The sequence below is a fragment of the Protaetiibacter sp. SSC-01 genome (assembly GCF_014483895.1).
Taxonomy (GTDB): domain Bacteria; phylum Actinomycetota; class Actinomycetes; order Actinomycetales; family Microbacteriaceae; genus Homoserinibacter.
Map to the genome: position 1 here is coordinate 754,372 of NZ_CP059987.1, position 20,653 is coordinate 775,024.

At 71.1% G+C, this 20,653-nt stretch carries 15 protein-coding genes; 10 read left to right on the forward strand and 5 right to left on the reverse strand.

The features are described 5' to 3' along the window. Positions 1-3: 3 nt before the first annotated feature. Entirely contained in the window at positions 4-594 is a 591-nt protein-coding gene (locus H4J02_RS03570) for a hypothetical protein (protein WP_187675745.1), read from the reverse strand. Positions 595-839: 245 nt separating this feature from the next. On the opposite strand from H4J02_RS03570, the gene H4J02_RS03575 reads away from it, so the two are divergent. From H4J02_RS03575 to H4J02_RS03585, 3 genes are all read left to right on the forward strand, one after another. Beyond that, positions 840-2,009: an MFS transporter gene (locus H4J02_RS03575; RefSeq protein ID WP_187675746.1), complete on the forward strand. Its 1,170-nt coding sequence runs from the start codon at positions 840-842 to the stop codon at positions 2,007-2,009. A 62-nt stretch (positions 2,010-2,071) separates the two neighbouring features. Continuing rightward, complete coding sequence (locus H4J02_RS03580) at positions 2,072-2,587, forward strand: PadR family transcriptional regulator (RefSeq protein WP_187675747.1); 516 nt, start codon at positions 2,072-2,074, stop codon at positions 2,585-2,587. A gap of 4 nt (positions 2,588-2,591) precedes the next feature. Further along, on the forward strand, positions 2,592-4,304 hold the full coding sequence (locus H4J02_RS03585) for an AarF/ABC1/UbiB kinase family protein (RefSeq protein WP_187675748.1): 1,713 nt from the start codon (positions 2,592-2,594) through the stop codon (positions 4,302-4,304). Between the two features lie 62 nt (positions 4,305-4,366). Here the strand turns inward: H4J02_RS03585 and H4J02_RS03590 are convergent, their stop codons facing one another. Genes H4J02_RS03590 through H4J02_RS03600 form a run of 3 tightly spaced genes read right to left on the reverse strand, consistent with a single transcriptional unit; the run spans position 4,367 to position 8,235 of the window. After that, positions 4,367-5,635, reverse strand: a complete 1,269-nt coding sequence (locus tag H4J02_RS03590; RefSeq protein WP_187675749.1) for an APC family permease — start codon at positions 5,633-5,635, stop codon at positions 4,367-4,369. Further along, complete coding sequence (locus H4J02_RS03595; RefSeq protein WP_187675750.1) at positions 5,632-6,747, reverse strand: DNA glycosylase AlkZ-like family protein; 1,116 nt, start codon at positions 6,745-6,747, stop codon at positions 5,632-5,634. Before H4J02_RS03595 ends, H4J02_RS03590 begins: the two co-directional genes overlap by 4 nt. 3 nt (positions 6,748-6,750) lie before the next feature. Next, complete coding sequence (locus tag H4J02_RS03600; protein ID WP_187675751.1) at positions 6,751-8,235, reverse strand: peptide MFS transporter; 1,485 nt, start codon at positions 8,233-8,235, stop codon at positions 6,751-6,753. A 134-nt stretch (positions 8,236-8,369) separates the two neighbouring features. Between H4J02_RS03600 and H4J02_RS03605 the strand changes: the two genes are divergently transcribed. Genes H4J02_RS03605 through H4J02_RS03615 form a run of 3 tightly spaced genes read left to right on the forward strand, consistent with a single transcriptional unit; the run spans position 8,370 to position 14,018 of the window. Next, complete coding sequence (locus tag H4J02_RS03605) at positions 8,370-10,697, forward strand: alpha-galactosidase (RefSeq protein WP_187675752.1); 2,328 nt, start codon at positions 8,370-8,372, stop codon at positions 10,695-10,697. Next, positions 10,694-12,145, forward strand: a complete 1,452-nt coding sequence (locus H4J02_RS03610) for a glycoside-pentoside-hexuronide (GPH):cation symporter (RefSeq protein ID WP_187675753.1) — start codon at positions 10,694-10,696, stop codon at positions 12,143-12,145. Before H4J02_RS03605 ends, H4J02_RS03610 begins: the two co-directional genes overlap by 4 nt. After that, positions 12,132-14,018, forward strand: a complete 1,887-nt coding sequence (locus H4J02_RS03615) for an alpha-glucosidase (RefSeq protein ID WP_187675754.1) — start codon at positions 12,132-12,134, stop codon at positions 14,016-14,018. The genes H4J02_RS03610 and H4J02_RS03615 overlap by 14 nt, the downstream gene beginning before the upstream one ends. Positions 14,019-14,108: 90 nt before the next feature. Here H4J02_RS03615 and H4J02_RS03620 read toward each other — a convergent pair whose 3' ends face one another. Next, the gene (locus tag H4J02_RS03620; protein ID WP_187675755.1) at positions 14,109-16,205 is read right to left on the reverse strand and encodes a glycoside hydrolase family 18 protein; all 2,097 of its coding nucleotides are present in this window, start codon (positions 16,203-16,205) and stop codon (positions 14,109-14,111) included. Positions 16,206-16,353: 148 nt separating this feature from the next. On the opposite strand from H4J02_RS03620, the gene glmU reads away from it, so the two are divergent. From glmU to H4J02_RS03640, 4 genes are all read left to right on the forward strand, one after another. After that, positions 16,354-17,790, forward strand: coding sequence for a bifunctional UDP-N-acetylglucosamine diphosphorylase/glucosamine-1-phosphate N-acetyltransferase GlmU (glmU, locus tag H4J02_RS03625; protein WP_187675756.1), 1,437 nt, complete (start codon positions 16,354-16,356; stop codon positions 17,788-17,790). 259 nt (positions 17,791-18,049) lie between these two features. Then, positions 18,050-19,060 (forward strand): TerC family protein, encoded by a 1,011-nt coding sequence (locus H4J02_RS03630; protein ID WP_187675757.1) that lies wholly within the window; start codon positions 18,050-18,052, stop codon positions 19,058-19,060. Between the two features lie 31 nt (positions 19,061-19,091). After that, on the forward strand, positions 19,092-19,622 hold the full coding sequence (locus H4J02_RS03635) for an FHA domain-containing protein (RefSeq protein WP_187675758.1): 531 nt from the start codon (positions 19,092-19,094) through the stop codon (positions 19,620-19,622). A 188-nt stretch (positions 19,623-19,810) separates the two neighbouring features. Then, positions 19,811-20,653, forward strand: coding sequence for a PP2C family serine/threonine-protein phosphatase (locus H4J02_RS03640; protein WP_187675759.1), 843 nt, complete (start codon positions 19,811-19,813; stop codon positions 20,651-20,653).

Genomic DNA, 20,653 nt, shown 5'->3' on the forward strand with positions numbered 1-20,653 from the left:
CGGTTAGGTCAGCGGGGGGACTTCTGCGCGAGGCGAATCCGCACAGGCAGCCCCGTTGGGGAGGTGAATCCCCGCGACGCACGTCGGATGCAACTCGCAGTAGCGGAGCGTCAGGGGGAGGTCACTGGCCTTGCTGGACTCGATGAGCTTGTCGCGGAGATAGCGGACGGGCAGCAGCTCGAGAGGTATTGGCTGCGTTCGGTCATCGGCGAACTCGGCAGGTTCGCCGTCGATGCGGACGGGAGTGGAATGAGGGCTCGCGTTCAGCGTCCTCAGCTGGCGCTTCACCTTTTTGATCTTCTTCCTCAGTGTCTTCAGCGAACCCACCGGTCCAGAGGCGGGGGCGATCACGACGACGCTGGGGATCGCGTTGACGATCACCGGCGAACCACGCTCATCCGGGAGAGTTCGCGACTTGCGCTTCAGCGGAAGGAGCCCGTTGACGAGCCTGATGAAGAGGCTGCCGACATGCTCCAGCTCTTCGAGCGAGCGACCGTTGCGGACCAGAATGTTCACAGCCGCGACGGTGACCAATCCAGCGACGACGACTCCGAAAGCGATGAGTCCGACCGTGATGATCGTCCAGGCGTCCACAGCAACTCCTTATCGGAGACACCTCCCTACCGCCGGAGGTGTCTCTGCTCAGAGTGCGCGTGATGCGATCTCGGGTCCTTCGTTAGGGAGCCATCAGGCTCGGTCCGCTGCGGTAGTGGCGGTGTTCAGTTACCGTTACCGTTTCGTGATCTTCGCGTTGGGGTCAGTGTACGACTATGCATTCCTCGTCGTCCATAACTTTCCGACAGGAATTTCGACGTGCGCGGCGCGGATAGCCTGGACGGGTGACCCACCCGACCTCGGTGCGTCGAGTGTCCGCGGCCCGGTGGGGCGTCGCCGCGCTCTTCGTCGCCAACGCCATCGTCTTCGCCTCGATCGCCACCCGCTACCCCGAGCTCAAGGAGACCTTCGGGCTCGGCGAGCTCACGTTCGGTCTCATCGTCGCGTGCGGTCCCGTGGGTTCGATCTTCGGCAGCATGGTCGCCGGCCGCATGGTCGCGCGCCTCGGGGCGATCTCCGTCGCGGTCGGCTCCTCGGCGACGCTCGGCCTGTTGCTCGTGGGTGTCGGCTTCGTCGGGCACCCCGTGCTGCTCGCGGCGGCCCTCTTCGTGATCGGGTTCGCGGATGCCACGGGCGACGTCGGCAACAACGCGCACGGCCTCGACGTGCAGCGGCTCATGGGCCGCTCGATCATCGTCGGCCTGCACGGCGCGTGGAGCGCGGGCGCGATCGCGGGCGGGCTCGTCGGGCTCGGCGCGCTGCAGCTCGCGGTGCCCGCGAGCGTGCAGTTCGCGGTGGTCGGCGGCGCGATCGTCGTCGGGAGCCTCGTCGCGCTGACGACCCTCGGCCTGCCGGAGCCCGTCGTGCACGAGACGACGCCTGCGACATCCGGGCGCTCGCGGCTGCTGAGCGCGGTGCTGCTCGCCGCGTGCGGCGTCGCCGTCATCGGTGCGTTCCTCGAGGACCTCGGCTCGACGTGGGGCGGTGTCTTCCTCGTGCAGGAGGCGGGCGCCGACATCGCCGACTCCGCGTTCCCGTTCGTCGCGCTCATGGCGGCGCTCACCCTCGGCCGTTTCGTCGCCGACCCGCTCGTCGACCGCTTCGGGCCGGTCGCGACCGTGCGGCTCGGGGCGGCATCCGCGTTCCTCGGGGTGCTCGCGGTCGGTGCCGTCCCCGCGCAGGCCGCGGTCATCGTCGGCTTCGCGCTCGTGGGGCTCGGTGTCGCGCCCATGATCCCGCTCGCGATGGCGGCCGCCGAGCGCGCGCCGGGCCTCGGGCGCGGCACGGGACTCGCGATCGCCGCGACCCTCATGCGCGTCGGGATGCTCGCATCGCCGCTCCTCGTCGGCGCGATCTCCGAGGTGACGGGCCTGCGCGTCGCCGTGCTGCTGTGCCTCGTCGTGCCGGTCGTGGCGCTGCTGCTCGCACGGGCGTTGCGGCCGCCGCAGGGCTGAAAGTCCCTGCACATCCGGCGGAGCGGGGCGTATCGTGAGGCCCACCGTCGAGAGGACCCCCCATGCGCTCACCGGCTTCACACGGATTCGACCTGTGGGAGGCCGTCGATGGCCTCCGCGAGACGCTCGCGTCGGCCGGCGGGTGGCGCACGCCGCCCGACGTGCGCACGGCCGTGCTCGTCTCGCTGCGCGGTGAGCCGCTGCACGGTTACGGCGTGATCCAGGCGATCGAGGAGCGCACGGGATGGCGCCCCGGCCCCGGCGAGGTGTACCCGATGCTGCAGCAGCTCGTCGATGAGCAGCTCGTGGTCTCGGTGCAGGAGGGTGAGCGCAAGGTGTTCAGCCTCACCGAGACCGGGCGCGCGGCGGCCGAGGCCGCCGTGGAGCCGGATGCCGCATCCGGCGAATCGATGCACGAGCGCGTCTCGCGCCACGCGGCCCTGCCGAAGGCGGGCGCGAAGCTCGCGCAGGCGGCCGCCGTGGTCGCGCAGAGCGGCACGCCCGAGCAGGCGGAGCGCGCCGTCGCGATCCTCGACGAGGCGCGCCGCAAGCTCTACGCGATCCTCGCCGAGGACTGACCGGATGCCGCAGGCGGCCGCCGCGCCCGCGCCCACGGGCACGGGGCGGCCCGACGAGCGCCAGCTGCGCGGGCGCTATCGACGCATCATGCGCCTCGCGACCCGCACGCTCGTGCGCGAGTGGTGGTTCGAGCTCGTGCTGCCGCGCATCGGCCTGCGCCGGGTCTCGGTGAAGAGCCGCCCCGAGCGGATGCGGCGGTTCGCGCGGCGCTTCCACGACCTCGCCGTCGACCTGGGCGGCCTCATGATCAAGGTCGGGCAGTTCATGTCGTCGCGCCTCGACGTGCTGCCGCCCGAGGTCACGCGCGAGCTCGAGGGTCTGCAAGACGAGGTGGCGCCCGCGGACTTCGCCGGCATCCGGGCGCTCGCGGAGGCCGAGCTCGGGCTGCCGCTCGCCGAGGCCTACCGGTGGTTCGATCCGCAGCCGATCGCCGCCGCATCCCTCGGGCAGGCGCACCGTGCGCGGCTGTCGCCCGCGATCGCATCCGATGTGGGGTTCGAGCAGGTGGTCGTGAAGGTGCAGCGGCCGGGCATCGCCGAGATCGTCGCGGTCGACCTCTCGGCGCTGCGTCGGGTGGCCCGCATCCTGTCGCGCGTGCGGATGGTGTCGACGCGCGTCGACGTGCCGGCGCTCGTCGAGGAGTTCGCGGCCACGAGCCTCGCCGAGATCGACTACCTGCACGAGGCGTCGAACGCCGAGCGGTTCCGCGCCGACTTCGAGGGCGACGAGCGCGTGACCGCGCCCGAGGTCGTGTGGGACCGCACGACCCTGCGCGTGCTGACCCTCGCCGACGTCACCGCGATCAAGATCACCGACGTCGCCGCGCTCCGGGCGGCGGGCATCGCACCGGATGCCGTGGCCGACGAGCTCGCGCGCGCGACCTTCCAGCAGATCTTCGTGGCCGGCTTCTTCCACGCCGACCCGCATCCGGGCAACATCTTCGTGACGCCGGATGCCGGCGGTGCGACGGGATGGCGGCTCACCTTCGTCGACTTCGGGATGATGGGCGAGATCGACGACCGGCTGCGCGCGGGACTGCGGGACTTCATCCTCGCCGTCGTCGCGCGTGACGGCCGCGCGCTCGTCGCGTCGCTCGAGCGGCTCGGCGTGCTGCTGCCGGGGGCCGACACCGAGGAGCTCGAGCGCGCCATGTCGGCCTCTTTCGACCGCTTCGGCGGCATGGGCGTCGCCGAGCTGCGGGCCGTCGACCCGCGCGACCTCGAGGCGTTCGCGCGCCAGTTCGGCGACACCGTGCGCACGCTGCCCTTCCAGCTGCCCGAGGACTTCCTGCTGCTCATCCGCACGATCTCGCTCGTCTCGGGCGTGACGAGCGCGCTCAACCCGCGCTTCAACATGTGGGACGCGGTCGACCCCTTCGCCCGCACCGTGCTGCTTGGCTCGAACCGAGACCTCCGCGCGATCGGCCAGCAGGCACTGGGCTACGCCACGACCGTCGCGCGCCTCCCGCAGCGCCTCGACCAGCTCGCGACGCGCATCGACCGCGGGCAGCTCGCGATCCGCGCGCCCGGCGTCGAGCGCCGCATCTCCTCGATCGAGGCGACCCTGCGGCGCCTCATCTCGGCGATCGTGTTCGCGGCGCTCCTCTTCTCGGGCGTGCTGCTGCGCCGCGGCGGCGACGACGTGATCGCGTGGGTGCTCATGGCGGCATCCGTCGTGCCGCTCCTGCACCTGCTCGTCACGTGGCGGCGGCGCTGATCGTCAGCCGCGTACCCCGCTGGTTGAGTAGCCCGCGTAGCGGGCGTATCGAAACCCCCGCGCTACCGACCCACCCGCAGCCGCACGGCGCGGTACGCGACGCCGACGGCCAGCACCGTGACGCCCACTGCGATCGAGACCGGGGGCAGCGTCGCGACGAGCACGACGCATCCGACAGCCCCGAGCACGGCGAGCGCGCGCGGGTAGCGGCGGTGTGCCGCGTCCTGGGTGAGGGCCGACGCGTTCGCCACGAGGTAGTAGAGCAGCACGCCGAAGCTCGAGAAGCCGATCGCGCCGCGCAGGTCGCTCACGGCCACGATCGTGCACACGACGAGGCCGACGGCGAGCTCGGCGCGGTGCGGCACCTGGAAGCGCGGATGCACGGCCGCGAACCAGCCCGGCAGGTCGCGCGTGCGGGCCATGGCGAGGGAGGTGCGGCCGATGCCCGCGATGATCGCGATGAGCGCTCCGAGGGCGGCCGCCGCCGCACCCACCGCGACGACGACGCCCGGCCAGGCCGCACCGCTCGTCGCGGCGACGTCGGCGAGGGGAGCGGCGGATGCGGCGAGTCCCGCCGGTCCGAGCGCGCCGAGCGCCGAGAGGGCGACGAGGGCGTACACGACGAGCACGATCCCGAGCGCCGCGACGATCGCGCGAGGGATCGTGCGGGCGGGGTCGCGCACCTCCTCGCCCATCGTCGCGATGCGCGCGTAGCCCGCGAACGCGAAGAACAGCAGCCCCGCCGACTGGAGCACGCCGTAGGGCGTGACCTCCGCCCCCGGCGCCCCCGGCGACGCCGCCGCGGGCGCCGGGTGCGAGAACCCGATCGTCACGGCGACCGCGAGCGCGACGAGCGCGACGACGACGAGCACGCGCGTGACGAGCGCCGTGCGCGTCACGCCGAGCGTGTTGACGACCGTGAGCATGACGACCGCGGCGATCGCGACGGGCTTGGCCCACGCATCCGGAACAGCGTAGGCGGCGAAGGTGAGCGCCATCGCGGCCGCGCTCGCCGTCTTGCCGACGACGAACGACCACCCCGCGAGGAAGCCAGGCCACGGCCCGAGTCGCTCGCGTCCGTACACGTAGGTGCCGCCCGAGGTCGGGTACTGCGCCGCGAGCTGCGCCGACGACGTCGCGTTGCAGAACGCGACGAAGCCCGCGACGACGAGCCCCGCGAGCAGCCAGCTGCCCGCGGCAGCCGCGGCCGGGGCGAATGCGGCGAAGACGCCCGCGCCGATCATCGACCCGAGGCCGATGACGACGGCGTCGATGAACGTCAGGCGCCGCGCGAGGGGGCCGGATGCCGGAGAAGCGACGGGCTCGCTCATCGGGGGACCGCCTCGGTCAGGCGCACCTCGGCGTCCGCACCCGCGACTCTCCCGCGCGCCGCGCGCTCGAGCGCCTCGCGAGCGGGCGGTGCGTGCTCGGCGAACCACGACACCTCGACGTCGGAGCCCGCACGGCGCCAGATGCCGCGCACGCGACCGCCCTCGAGGACGAGTGCGGCCCCGCGGGTCGCGAGTGCGCGCCGCTCGGGCGCGATCACGTGAGGATCCGCCGTACCCGGGCCGAGCACCCACTGGTCGTAGCCCGGCACGAGACACAGCGCAGGGGAGCCCGACGCGCTCTCGATCGCATCCGCATCCGCGTCGAGCGCGAATGCCGGGGTTCCGTCGACGTGGAGTTCGACGACCCGCCCGCTCGCGCGCAGCGCCGAGAGCCAGCTCGCGATCCGCTTGCGCCCGGCGCTCAGCCCATCGCCGAGCCAGTACGCGAGGTTGGCCTCCGTCGCCGGACCGTATGCCGCGAGGTAACCCTCGATGACCGCGGGGCCCGCGTCGTCGAGCTCGGCGACGCCCGTCCAGCCGGGCACGCCGTCGAAGGATGCGAGCGTCGCGTCGCCGTCGCGGTCGGGCCCGAACCGCAGATCGCCCTGCCACATGAAGGGCTTGAGGAAGGTGTCGCGGCTGTCGACGAACGCGTGGCCGACGTGGCCGAAACGCGCGGACGCCGAGATCGCGGCCGCGAGCTCGGCGCGGGTGAGGGCGCCGGGTGCCACAGCGGCCCGCACCTCCTCGCGCAGCGCGGGCCACGCATCCGCCTGCACTCCGTAGAACTCGACCCAGCTCGTGCGCGCCCACTGCCGACCGGCGGCGCGCACCGTGAGCGCGGCGGCCGCCCCGGCGGGCGTGAGGTACTGGGTCGAACCGCGGTGGGCGTAGACCTTCACGACCTCGCCTGCCGCGACGGCCTGCGCGAGCGCGCCGGATTCGCCGGGCTCGTCGGCAGCGAGGCGCAGACGCACCGCGAGGTCGGCGTCGCCGAGCCACGCGGGCACCGCCTGCAGTCGCGTGACCACCTCGAGAGCGGATGCCGCGCGCGTCTCACCGAGGAACTGGCGCTCCGCGCGCCACGCGAGCGCGCCCGCCCGCGACGCCATCCGCTACCGCACCCCGCGCATGAGCGCGAGCACGGGCTTCGCGCCGAGCCACAGCGCGGCACCGAGGGCGGCCGCGATGAGCCCCAGCACGAGGAAGTACGGCACCTCGTCGTGCGGGTCGTAGAACCCGGCGAGCCACCCGGCGAGCGAGGTGCCGAGCGAGACAGAGAGGAAGTACAGCGCGACCATCTGCGTGTGGAATCGCTCGGGTGCGAGCTTCGTCGTGACCGAGAGGCCGGGCGGCGAGATGAAGAGCTCGGCGATCGTGAAGACGAGCAGGATGCCGACGATCGCGAGCAGGGGCGTCGAGTTCTCGGGTCCGTTCGCGAACGGCAGGAACAGCAGGAACGCGCCGCCCATGATGATCGCGCCGAGCGCGAACTTGACGGGCGCTGGCGGCTGGCGCCGCCCCATCCGGGTCCAGATCGCGGCGAAGACGCCCGACAGCACGATCACGAAGATCGGATTGATCGAGTTGACCCACGAGACGGGCATCTCCCAGCCGAGGATCTCGCGGTCGAGCCGCTGGTCGGAGTAGATCGTGAGCACCGTGAACTGCTGCTGGTAGAGCGACCAGAACCCGACGTTGACGATGAAGAGCGGGATGAACGCGATGACGCGCGAGCGCTCGTCGGCGGAGATGTTGCGCGACGCGATGATGACGACGAAGTACGCGATCGCCGCCGCGGCGACGACGATGATGACGACGGCCGCGAGGTTGTCGGCGCGGATGACGCCGAGCAGCACGAGGGCGAGGAGCGCCACGAGCCCCGCGACCGCGATGCCCGCGACGAGCCCGACGCGCGTGCGGGGGAGCGGGTTGGCGACCGTGCGCGACGAGTCGGGCAGGCCGCGGCGGCCGATCGAGTACTGCACGAGGCCGAGCGCCATGCCGACGGCCGCGGCGCCGAAGCCCCAGTGGAAGCCGATCGAGCTCTGCAGCAGGCCCGTGATGAGCGGGCCGAGGAACGCGCCGAGGTTGATGCCGAGGTAGAAGAGCGAGAAGCCCGCATCGCGACGGTCGTCGTCGCGCGCGTAGAGGGTGCCGACGACCGCGGTCGCGTTGGCTTTCAGGCCCCCCGAGCCGACCGCGACGAGCACGAGGCCCACGCCGAGGCCCCACACGCTCGGCAGCAGGGCGAGCGCGATGTGCCCGCACATGATGACGATCGCGCTGAAGAACAGCACGCGCTCCGAGCCGAGCACGCGGTCGGCGAGCCACGCGCCGAGGATCGCGCACAGGTACACGGTGCCGCCGTACGCGCCGACGATGCCCGTCGCCACGGTCTCGTCGATGCCGAGGCCGCCGTCGGCGACCGAGTAGTACATGTAGATGAGCAGGATGCCCTGCATGCCGTAGAAGCTGAACCGCTCCCACATCTCGACGCCGAACACGTGCGCGAGGGCCCACGGCTGTCCGAAGAAGCGGGTGTCGCCGTCCCGCCCGGCGGAGCCCGCATCCGTCCCTCGCCTCGCCGCGTGGTCCATTGGCCCAGGCTATCGCGCGTCCTCCCCCGTGTGGGGGGACAGGCGGATGCGCCTCTCGCGCCGCCGATAGACTCGCCCCGTCGGCGACCCGAAGTCCTCGCAACGTTGCGAGCGCCGGCATACCGGGGGTTGGTGTGATCGAGGTCCGCGACGGCGTCTTCTTCCTGCAGACCCGCACCACCTCCTACTGGTTCGCGCTCACCGAGCACGGGCACCTCGAGCACCTCCACTACGGTCCGCTCCTGCCGCCCCAGGATCCGTCGGCACTCCGCGTGAAGCGCACGGTCGAGTTCGGCGCGACCGTCGTCTACGCGCCGGGCGAGATGGAGTACGGACTCGACGCGATCCCGCTCGAGTACTCCGGAATCGGCCAGGGCGACTACCGGATGTCGCCCGTCGAGGTGTTCACGACCCACGGCGCCGACACCGACTTCGTGTACCGCGACCACCGCCTGCTCGACGGCACCGTCGCATCCGCCGGCCTGCCGATCGCCGACGGCGGCGAGGGCGTCCAGACCCTCGAGGTGACGCTCGCCGACGAGCGTGCCGGGCTCGAGCTCGCCCTGCTCTACACGGTGTTCCCCGACGTCGACGTCATCACCCGGCGCGCGGTGCTGCGCAACACGGGCGAGGGCACGGCCGAGCTCGCGAAGCTCGCGAGCCTCCAGCTCGACCTGCCCGACCGCGGCTACACGATCCGCACCTTCGACGGCGGATGGATCCACGAGGCCCACGCGCACGACCGGCCCGTCACATCCGGCGTCTTCTCGACGGGCAGCACGACCGGGGCGAGCAGCGCGCGGCACAACCCCGGCACGCTGCTCTTCGCCTCCGACGCCGACGAGGAGCGCGGCTGGGCCTACGGCTTCAACCTCGTGTACTCGGGCAACCACGCGACCTCGTTCGAACGCGACCAGCACGGCTCGGTGCGGGTCATGGCGGGCATCCAGCCGCAGGCGTTCCGCTGGCCGCTCGCGCCCGGCGAGGCGTTCGAGACCCCGGAGGCGGTGCTCGCGTTCTCGGACGAGGGCCTCAACGGCCTCTCCGATCGGATGCACCGCTTCGTGAACGGCCACATCACGCCCGCCGCGCAGCGCGGGGTGCCGCGGCCCGTCGTCTACAACTCGTGGGAGGCGGCGTTCTTCGAGATCGACGAGAAGCGCCTCACCGCGTACGCGCGCCAGGCGGCGAAGCTCGGCGTCGAGCTCTTCGTGATCGACGACGGATGGTTCGCCGGCCGCGCGGACGACACGCGCGCGCTCGGCGACTACACCGTCGATGCGAAGAAGTTCCCGGCCGGCATGAAGGCGCTCGTCGACCGGGTCGCGAAGCTCGGCATGCGCACAGGCATCTGGGTCGAGCCCGAGATGGTGTCGGAAGACAGCGAGCTGTACCGGGCACACCCCGACTGGGCCCTGCGCATCCCCGGGAAAGCCGCGCGCGAGGGCCGCCACCAGCAGCTGCTCGACCTGTGCAACCCCGCCGTGCGCGACTACATCGTCGAGCAGGTCGGCGCGCTCATCGACGACAACGGCTTCAGCTACGTCAAGTGGGACATGAACCGCCACATGGCCGACGCCTACTCGCCGCACGTCGCGCACCCCGGCATGACCGCGCACGCGTTCCAGCTCGGCCTGTACGAGGTGCTCGAGCGCATCTTCGGGCCGCGCCCGCACGTGCTGCTCGAGATGTGCTCCTCGGGCGGCAACCGCTTCGACCTCGGGATGCTGCGCTGGGCGGCCATGATCTGGACCTCGGACGACACCGACCCGATCGAGCGCCTCGACATCCAGCAGGGCATGTCGTACCTCTACCCGCAGAGCGTCGTCAGCGCCCACGTGTCGGCGTCGCCGCACCAGCAGACCCTGCGCGACACCCCGCTCTCGACGCGTTTCAACGTCGCCGCATTCGGATGCCTCGGCTACGAGTACGACCTCGACTTCCTCACGCCCGAGGAGAAGCGCGAGATCACCGAGCAGATCGCGTTCTACAAGCAGCATCGCGAGCTGCTGCAGTTCGGGCGCTTCCGTCGCATCCCGAGCGGGCGTCGTGAACGCGTCATGTGGCAGATCGGGGAGGGAGATGCGGCGATCGTCGGCAACTTCCAGCGCGGCGTGCGCGCGGCGCCCGAGCGCGACATCCTGCCCATCGCGGGGCTGCATCCGGATGCCGTGTACCGCGTCGACGCCAAGCCGCAGCGCATCATGCTCGACCGCCTCGGGGCGCTCGTCAACCACGTGAGCCCCGTGCGGCTCGACCCCAACGGCCTCGTCATGAACGTCGTGAGCAAGCGCCGCAGCCTGCCCGACGGCGTCGAGAGCTACCACGGAACGGGCGAGCTGCTCGCCGCCGGCATCAAGCTCGAGATGCAGTTCAGCGGCACCGGCCACAACCCCGCCGTGCGCATGCTCGGCGACTTCGGATCCACCCTGTACACCGTCGTACGAGAGGACGCCACGTGAGCACCACCACCGGCAGCACCCGAGCTGCCCGGGCGCAGACCCTGCGCAACCGATTCGGATTCGGTATCGGCACGATCGGCCGCGACGCGGGCTACACGCTCATCAGCATGTTCCTGCTGTTCTACCTATCGGACATCCTCGCGGTGTCGACGCCCGTGTTCGCGAGCGTCACCGTCGCGCTCGTCGCCGTGCGCGTCTTCGACGCCGTCATCGACCCGTTCGTGGGGGTGCTCGTCGACAACACCCGCACGCGGTGGGGCAAGTTCAAGCCGTGGATCCTCGTCGGCGTCGTGATCGCCGGCGTGCTCATGCTGCTGCTCTTCACGCCCTTCGCGCTCGACGACGCCGCATTCGTCGTCGTCTTCACCGCCGTGTACCTGGCCTGGAGCGTCGCCTTCGCCGCGAACGACATCGGCTACTGGTCGATGCTGCCCGCGCTCACCCAGGAGCAGTCCGAGCGCGAGCGCATCGGCGCGTTCGCACGCATCTGCGCCTCGATCGGAACCTTCGGCATGGTCGTCGCGATCGTGCCCGTCTCGAGCGCGATCGCGGAGGCGATCGGCGACATCCGCTGGTCGTTCTTCGTCGTCGCGCTCGGCGTCGTCGTGCTCACGATCGCCCTCCAGGGCGCCATGCTGCTGCTCACGCGCGAGGACCGCACCCTCTCTGGCCAGCCGCACACCCGCTTCCGCGAGCTCATCTCGGTCATCTTCCGCAACGACCAGCTGCTCGCCGTCGCCGTCGCGTTCGTGCTGTTCAACGTCGCGTTCGCGGTCACCACGAACTTCGGCATCTACTACTTCAAGTACGTCTACGGCGACGAGGACATGTACTCGGTCTTCACCCTCGTGCTCGGCGTCTCGCAGCTCACCGCGCTCGTGGTCTACCCGGCGGTCGCCCGCCGGATGTCGCGGCGGATGCTGTTCACGATCACGCTCGTGGCCGTCGTCGTCGGCTACGCCCTGTTCTTCTTCACGCCGCCGAGCGGCCTCGCCATGATCATCGTCTCCGGCGTGCTCGTGTTCGCGGCGCAGGCGATGATCCAGGTGCACATGCTCATGTTCATCGCCGACACCGTGGAGTACGGCGAGCACAAGCTCGGCCGCCGCAACGACGGCGTCACGCTCTCGCTGCAGCCGTTCATCTACAAGCTGAGCTCAGCGGTCGCGACGGGCGTCACGGGCTGGGCGGTCATCGCCTCGGGCATCAAGGACGCCGGCGACACCGCCATCACCGACGACGGGCAGCTGCTCGTGCGCGTCGTGATGTTCGTCGTGCCGGCGCTCCTGATCGCGCTCAGCTACGTCGTCTACCGGATGTTCTACAGGCTCGACGAGAGCCGCTACGAGGCGATCGTCGAGGAGCTGCGGGTGCGCAAGGCCGCGGCCGCCGGGGTCGTCGAGCCGGAGACGGAGGCCGAGGCGGCGGACGAGCATGCCGGCGCATGAGCTGACGCGCCGCAGCCGCGTGCGCGAGCTGTACGCGCATCCGCTCGGCCGCGACGTCGTCGAGAGCCTCGCCCTGCAGGTGGGGCGCTCGCCGAAGTGGATCGACAACCCGTTCGTCGGCTCGGTGCGGCTCTCGGCCCTTCCGAAGCTCACGGGCGGTCGCATCGACGACGCGTTCGTCGACGCCCTCGTCGCGCTCCTGGCGACCGTGCCCGACGTGCCCGCACCGAACGGCGGGCCGCTGCGCGAGGCGTGGTTCAAGGAGGCCGTTTTCTACCAGGTGTACCCGCGGTCGTTCCAGGACTCCGACGGCGACGGCATCGGCGACCTGCGCGGCATCCTCTCCCGCCTCGACTACCTGAAGGGCCTCGGGGTCGACGCCCTCTGGCTCTCGCCCATCTACGACTCGCCCATGGACGACATGGGCTACGACATCCGCGACTACCGCGCGATCCTCGCCGAGTTCGGAACCCTCGACGACTTCGACGCGCTCGTGGCCGGGCTGCACGAGCGCGGCATGCGGCTCGTCATGGACCTCGTTGTCAACCACACCTCCGACGAGCATCCGTGGTTCCAGGAGGCGCTGCGCGACCCCGCGTCGCCCTACCGCGACTACTACTTCCTGCGCGAGGGCGACCCCGGAACGCCGCCCAACAACTGGCGCTCGTTCTTCTCGGGCTCGGCCTGGCGCTGGTTCCCCGAGGCGGGGCTCTGGGGGCTGCACCTGTTCTCGTCCAAGCAGATGGACCTGAACTGGGAGAACGAGCGGATGCGCGCCGAGATCGTCGAGATGGTGCGCTGGTGGCGCGACCGCGGCGTCGACGGCTTCCGCCTCGACGTCATCAACTACATCTCGAAGACACCCGGGCTGCCCGACGGCAACCGGCTCATCGGAGACCTCATCGGCTGGACGGGTATGGAGCACTACTTCCACGGCCCGCGTCTGCACCACCACCTGCGGCAGCTGCGCGCCGAGGCCTTCGACGACCCCGACTGCGTCGCGATCGGCGAGACGCCCGGCATCGGGCCGCAGATGGGCAAGCTTATGGTGGGCGACGACCGCCGCGAGCTCGACATGGTGTTCAACTTCGAGCACCTCGAGACGCCGGGCAGGAACCGCTTCGACGACTACCGCTACGACCTGCGGTTCCTCAAGCGCTACTACACGCGCTGGCAGGCCGAGTACGGCACGGGCTACTGGATGAGCCTCTTCTTCGACAACCACGACAACCCGCGCTTCGTGTCGAAGGTCGACCCGCGGCCCGAGCACGCGGTCGCGATCGCGAAGCTGCTCGCGACCATCCAGTTCACGCTGCGCGGCACCCCGTTCCTCTACCAGGGGCAGGAGATCGGCATGGTGAACCAGGCGTTCACCTCGCTCGACCAGCTGCGCGACGTCGAGAGCATCAACCTCGCGGCCGAGCTCACCGCATCCGGCATGGACGCGGATGCCGTGTTCGCGCGCGTGCTCGCGGGCTCCCGCGACCACACGCGTGTGCCCATGGCGTGGGATGCGGCGGGCGGCTTCACGACCGGCACGCCCTGGATCGAGGGCGACGGCGACCTCACGATCAACGTGGCCGACCAGGGGGGAGACGCGGCATCCGTGCTCGAGTGGCACCGGAGCCTCATCGCGCTGCGCCGCGGCAGCCGCGCGCTGATCTACGGCGACACCGTCACCGAGCGCAGCCCGCGCGACCAGTGGCGGTACCGCCGGGTGCTCGACGGCGAGGAGTGCCTCGTCGTGCTCAACCTCACGGATCGACCGGTGCGCACCGCGGCCCCGCCCGCGGGAGCCGAGCTGCTGCTCGCGAACGGCGGCGAGGGGCGCGACCTCGACGCCTACGGTGCGCAGCTCTGGCGCGTCAGCTGATCAGCGCGCGGAACCGGCCGGCGCCGCACTGATGACTGCCGGTGGCGCCGGCCGGGAGCCCCCGAGACAGGTGAGGGCTCGTCCTGCGCGTCAGCGGGACCGCACCGCCCTCCGCCGCATCAGGAGCAGAAGGGTGCCCGCCGCCGCAAGGAGCGTCGAAGCAGCGGCGGGCACGATCCAGGCCGCACCCGTCGCGGCGAGCACGGGGTCCACGGCCGCGGCAGCGACGACACGGTAGGTGACGGTCGTCGTCGACTCGAGCCCGGCGCCGTTGCGCGCCGTCACCGTGAACTCGTGCTCGCCGAGCGTCGAGGTGGGGAGTCGCACGCCGTCCGCGACGGTGCCCGTGCAGGCGGCGACGCCCGAGTGCGGGTCGGCGCACGAGAAGTCGGCGACCAGCGTCGAGCCCTGCTCGACCTCGCCGGGCGCGAGGGCACGCGCATCCGGAGCCGCGGCGACCGGGGTGCGGATGTCGATGACGGGGGCCGAGGCGTCGATGCGCACGCCCGCGCGCGCCGTGGTGCTGCGGCCGTCGGCGTCGTAGACGGTGAGCGTGATCTGGTGGCGGCCGTCGTCCTCGATGACGAGCTCGTGCTCGCCCTCCTCGACGACGATCGGCTCGCCGCCGTCGATCACGATCTCCATGCGGTCGAGCTCGGTCTGCCGCGGGATGCCCTCGAAGCGCACCGTCACGGGGCCGTCGAACCAGCCGGATGCCGGCTCGTCGGGCACGCTCACGATCGCGCCCGGCGCCTCCGGGTCCTCGGGCTCGTCGACGAGGAACGCGTTCTTCACGGCCTGCAGGAGCGGGTTCGAGCCGTCGGGCAGGGCGCCGTAGTTGAGCGTCCAGAGGATGGTGCCGCCCGCGCCGCCGGCGCGCGTGTAGGCGCCCTTCGCGGCGATCGACTCCTCGTCCTCGTACGACAGCATCCCCGCGGGGTAGCGCTCGGGGTCGAGCGCGGGGACGTAGCCCCCGTCGCCGTACACCCGGTAGGTCGACGACGCCTCCTCGTCGAAGTGACGCACGCCGTTGTCGAGGTAGCCGAGGCGCACGAGGTTCTCCCACGCGAGCGCGTTGTCGTCGACCTCGTAGATGTCGTTGCCGGCCGCCTCGGTGTCCTGGCGCGGGCCCGTGATGGTCGGGCCGTAGTAGATGCCGTAGAAGCCGATGCCCATGCCGATGCGCTCGCGCGGCACACCGGAGCGCACGTAGGCGTCGATGCTCGAGTCGATGCTCACCGGGTGCGTGCCCGTCTCGCCGTCGAGCGCGCCCGAGAACCACGAGTCCCAGCCGGCGCCGTTCCACGTCGTGCCGATGCCGTAGCTCATGAGGTTGTACTGGTCGACGAGCAGCGCCACGTCGACCTGCCACTGCGCGACGGTGCCGCCGGGGCCCATCTCGTTGATGCTGATGGGGTACCCGGGGAAGGTGATGAGGCCGGGGTCGGCTGCGTAGCGCGGACGCGTCGCCATCTCGGCGCGGATGTCGGTGATGAGCGCCGTGAGGCGGCGCACCGCCTCGGTCACGCTGATGTCGACGCCGCACTCCCACGCCTCGCCGCCGATGCAGTTCTCCCAGTCGATGTCGACGCCGTCGTAGTCGTGCTCGACCATGTAGTCGACGATGTTCTCCACGAACGTCGGGCGCATGGCATCCGTCGTGGACGCGACGAAACCGCGGCCGTCGAAGCCGTCGCCGCCCAGCATGAGCAGTGCCTTCGTGCCCACGGCGTGCGCGAGACGGATGGCCTCGTCTTCGACAGTCGTGCCCGGGTAGGGCGACGCGTCGGGGTCGTGGGCGCTGCCTGCGCCCTCGACGACCTCGCCCGGCTCGCCGTCGAGCGACCCGCCGCCCGGGGCGACGCGGCCGAACACGAAGTGCGTCATCGCGGTCATGTCGATCTCGTCGGGCTCGTAGCCCTGGTCCCAGTACCAGCCTGCGTAGTATCCGGTCACCCACGGGTCGTCGTTCTCGGGCGGAGCGCTCGGCGACGGGCTCGGTGCTGCGGGTGCGGCGGCGACGGCGCCGATCGAGAGCAGCGGCGACGACGCGGCGGCGGCCGTGATGAGTGCCGCGGCGACGAGCGCGGCGAACGAGATGGAAATGCGACGAATGACCGGATGCACGGCCGACCCCCCTGGCGGTGTGCGCACGACGAAGTCGTGGCGACCGGACGTCGGCCGCACCCCGAGCCTCGCGGTCCCGGCGGACCGGGCGGCAGGGACACCTGCCCTCGAAATTCTGGGACACAGGCGGGGTGGTGAATTTCCGGGGCCGGGTCGGTTCGCGCATCCGTGGGGGACCGCCGACGGCGCGACGCGGCAGAATGAGGGCATGACCGACCCCCGCCTCGCCGTCGTCGTCCTCGCAGCAGGGGAGGGCACGCGGATGCGCTCGCGCCGTGCCAAGGTGCTGCACCCGATCGCGGGGCTGCCGATGATCGCACACGTGCTGCAGACCGCGCGCCACCTCGAGCCCGCCTACGTCGAGGTCGTCGTGCGCCACCAGCGCGACGACGTCGCCGCCGCCGTGCGCGAGTACCTCGACGACGCGATCGTCGTCGACCAGGACGACGTGCCCGGCACGGGCCGCGCGGTCGAGCTCGCCGTCGAGGCGCTCCCCGCCGACTTCGACGGCGACGTCGTCGTCGTCTCCGGCGACGTGCCGCTGCTCGACGCCGTCACCCTCGGGGCGCTCCTCGAGCAGCACCGCGCGGCAGCGGCATCCGCCACCATCCTCTCCGCCGTGCTCGACGACGCGACCGGATACGGCCGCATCGTGCGCGACGCCGACGGCTCGGTCACCGCGATCGTCGAGCACAAGGATGCCGACGAGACCGTGCTCGCGATCACCGAGATCAACTCGGGCAGCTACGTCTTCGCCGCCTCCGCACTGCGGGAGCTGCTGCCGCAGGTCGGCAGCGCCAACGCGCAGGGCGAGAAGTACCTGACGGATGTCGTGGCGCTCCTGCGGCAGACCTCGGCCCCCGTCGCGGCCGTGCCCGTGACCGAGAACTGGCGCGTCGCGGGCGTCAACGACCGTTCGCAGCTCGCCGAGCAGGCCGCGCGCCTCAACGCCATGATCGTGCGCGGACACCAGCTCAACGGTGTGACCATCCACGACCCCGCGACCACCTGGATCGACCTCACCGTCTCCATCGGACAGGACGCCGAGATCTGGCCCAACACGCGACTCGCGGGCGCCACGACGATCGAGCGCGACGCATCCATCGGTCCCGACACGACGCTCGTCGACTGCGAGATCGGCGAGGGCGCGGTCGTGAAGCGCACGGATGCGACGCTCGCGGTCGTGAAGGCGTACGCCGAGGTCGGACCGTTCGCCTACCTGCGCCCCGGCACCGAGCTCGCGGGCGGCGGCAAGATCGGCACCTTCGTCGAGACGAAGAACGCCAAGATCGGCCGCGGCTCGAAGGTGCCGCACCTCTCTTACATCGGCGACACCGAGGTGGGGGAGGGGTCGAACATCGGCGCCGGCACCATCACCGCCAACTACGACGGCGTCGACAAGCACCGCACGACCGTCGGGTCGCACGTGCGCACCGGATCGCACAACGTCTTCGTGGCGCCCGTCACGATCGGCGACGGCGCGTACTCGGGGGCCGGCACCGTCATCCGCAAGGACGTGCCCCCGGGCGCCCTCGCCGTCAACGTCGCCCCGCAGCGCAACATCGACCGCTGGGTGGCCGCCAACCGGCCCGGCACCGCCGCGGCGGATGCCGCTGCCGCGGCGCCGAGTAACACGTCTGAGTAACACGGCCGGTCGCCGTCACCCGCTGGTTGAGTAGCGCCGCAGGCGCGTGTCGAAACCAGCCCACGTGAGCCCGGCGGCTGTGGCTAGACTGGGCGGGCGAAGGGGAGTATCCCACCTCGTCGCGGCCGTCATCACGGGCTCCGTTGCCGCAGCCCCGGCCGCGACCGCGGCAACCGCACCGGACGAGATCCGGAGGGTCGCCGCGCGGGAGAGACGTTCGAGGATCCTCCGTCCCCCGAAACCCCCGAAAGGTTCTCCGTTGGAACTCGCCCTCCCGCTCTGGTTCGAGATCGGCACCTACGCCTTCCTCGCCCTCATCCTCGCGTTCGACCTCATCCTCGCGTTCAAGCGCCCCCACGTGCCGTCGACGCGTGAGTCGGCGCTCTGGATCGGCTTCTACGTCACCCTCGCCCTGCTCTTCGCGGGCGCCATGCTGCTCATCGGCGACGCCGAGCACGCGGGCCAGTTCGTCGCCGGATGGCTCACCGAGTACAGCCTGTCGATCGACAACCTGTTCGTGTTCCTGCTGATCATGGCCCGCTTCTCCGTGCCGCGTCAGTACCAGCAGGAGCTGCTCATGGTCGGCATCATCCTCGCCCTCGTGTTCCGCGGCATCTTCATCCTGCTGGGCGCCGCGCTCATCGAGAACTTCAGCTGGGTGTTCTACATCTTCGGCGCGTTCCTCATCTTCACGGCCATCCAGCAGGCCCGCACCGGCCACGACGACGAGGTCGAGGCCGAGAACAAGATCCTCGGCTGGCTGCGCCGCCGCGTCGCCGTCACCGACGAGTTCCACGGCTCGAAGATGCGCGTCGTGATCGACGGCCGCAAGACGTTCACCCCCGTGCTGCTCGTGCTCATCGCCCTCGGCACGACCGACCTCGTGTTCGCGCTCGACTCGATTCCCGCCATCTTCGGCATCACCCAGAGCGCCTTCATCGTGTTCACCGCCAACGTGTTCGCGCTCATGGGCCTCCGCCAGCTGTACTTCCTGCTCGGCGACCTCGTCGAGAAGCTTGAGTACCTCAAGTACGGCATCGCGTTCATCCTGCTGTTCATCGGCGTGAAGCTCGTATTCCACGCGATGCACGAGAACGAGCTGCCGTTCATCAACGGCGGACACCCCATCGAGTGGGCGCCGGATATCAACACGTGGACCTCGCTCGGCGTCATCGTCGCCTCCATGACGGTCGCCGTCGTCGCGAGCCTCATCCGGATGCGCCGGGTCGCCCTGGCAGAGAAGTCGGACTCCACCGGCGAGCGCCCTTGACGCGGCATGCGGGCGTGGAAATGATCTAGGGGTGACCGACAGCACACCCGGATACCAGCCCGAGGAACCCGTGCTGCGGCCGCCGTGGTTGCAGGGGGGCGACCTCGAGCAGGGGCTCATCGACACCCGCACCAAGATCGTCGGCCGCGGCATGCCGCCACGCGACCCCTCGGAGCCCGTCTTCTTCCCCGGCGGACCGCCGCGGCACGTCACCGGCTGGGTGCTGCTGCTCGCCGACGGCGACCGCGTCGCCGTCGACGGTCCCCTCGTCATCGGCCGCAAGCCGTTCGATGTCGAGGGCTTCCCGGGCGCGAAGCTCGTCGCCGTCGTCGATCGCGAGAAGACCGTGTCGAAGAACCACGCCATCCTGCTGCCGTACGACGGCGGGCTCTTCGTGCTCGACCTCAACTCCACCAACGGCGTCGCCGTCGTCGCCAACCGCCGCCGCAGCGCCGTCACCTCGACCGAGTTCACCCCGGTGCCCGATGGCGCCGTCATCGAGCTGGGCTCGTACCTGCTCGGCGTCGACCACGTGCCGGCAGCCGAGCAGCCGGCATCCTGAACCTTTCTAGGCGCCAAACGCTGCAGCGTTCGGCGCCGGGCGCCAGACATCACTGGCGCGTAAGGCGAAACGCTGCAGCGTTTGGCCACCGGTGACGGGTGCCATGGGGAGGGGTACCCACGGATGCGGCGCGTGAGGGCCGCTCCCGCTTGCTAGCGTTGCCGGGACCGCGATACGAGGGGAGCGCCGTGGACACTCGCGAGGATCTCGCGATCGGCGACGTCGTCGTGCAGCTCCGCTACGAGGGCGCGAGCGACGTCGGCGCGGTGCGCTCCGCCAACGAGGACAGCTTCCTCGCCGCCCCTCCGTTCTGGATCGTCGCCGACGGCATGGGCGGGCACGCCCATGGCGATCTCGCGAGCCGCTCCGCGGTCGAGGTGTTCGACCGGCTCACCGGCGACGGCCCCGTCGGGGCGCGCGCCGTACTCGCCGCCGTGAAGGCCGCCAACGCGGCCGTCGTCGACCTGCGCACCGACTCCATCTCGGGCACGACGCTCACGGGCGTCGCGATCGTCGACGTCGACGGCGCGGGCCCCCACTGGATGGCGTTCAACGTGGGCGACTCCCGCACCTACAGCTGGGACGGCCGCCGCCTCGAGCAGCAGAGCATCGACCACTCGGCCGTGCAGGAGCTCATCGCGGCGGGGGTCATCGCCCCCGAGGAGGCGGCCGGCCACCCGCAGCGCAACGTCGTCACGCGGGCGCTCGGTGCGGAGGTCGAGGTCGACCCCGACATCTGGCTGCTTCCCCTGCGCGGACGCCAGACGTTCCTGCTCTGCAGCGACGGGCTCACGAAGGAGCTCAGCGACGAGGAGATCGCGCGCATCATCGTCTTCCACGACCAGCAGTCGAGCCGCGAGCCCGACGGCCCGAACCTCGCCGAGCGTCTCGTCGGGGCGGCCGTCGCCGCGGGGGGTCGCGACAACGTGACCGTCGTGATCGTCGAGTCGTCGGTCGAGGAAGCTGCATCCGACCCGGAGGAGACGGTCGACCGCGACCGTCGCCTCGAGGACACACTCCCGAGGGCTTGA

What these genes read in the sequence shown, in the direction of transcription:
- H4J02_RS03600 (WP_187675751.1), bottom strand. Translation starts at nt 8,235, where the DNA reads ATGGACCACGCGGCGAGGCGAGGGACGGATGCGGGCTCCGCCGGGCGG.
- H4J02_RS03590 (WP_187675749.1), bottom strand. Translation starts at nt 5,635, where the DNA reads ATGAGCGAGCCCGTCGCTTCTCCGGCATCCGGCCCCCTCGCGCGGCGC.
- H4J02_RS03615 (WP_187675754.1), top strand. Translation starts at nt 12,132, where the DNA reads ATGCCGGCGCATGAGCTGACGCGCCGCAGCCGCGTGCGCGAGCTGTAC.
- H4J02_RS03595 (WP_187675750.1), bottom strand. Translation starts at nt 6,747, where the DNA reads ATGGCGTCGCGGGCGGGCGCGCTCGCGTGGCGCGCGGAGCGCCAGTTC.
- H4J02_RS03585 (WP_187675748.1), top strand. Translation starts at nt 2,592, where the DNA reads ATGCCGCAGGCGGCCGCCGCGCCCGCGCCCACGGGCACGGGGCGGCCC.
- H4J02_RS03580 (WP_187675747.1), top strand. Translation starts at nt 2,072, where the DNA reads ATGCGCTCACCGGCTTCACACGGATTCGACCTGTGGGAGGCCGTCGAT.
- glmU (WP_187675756.1), top strand. Translation starts at nt 16,354, where the DNA reads ATGACCGACCCCCGCCTCGCCGTCGTCGTCCTCGCAGCAGGGGAGGGC.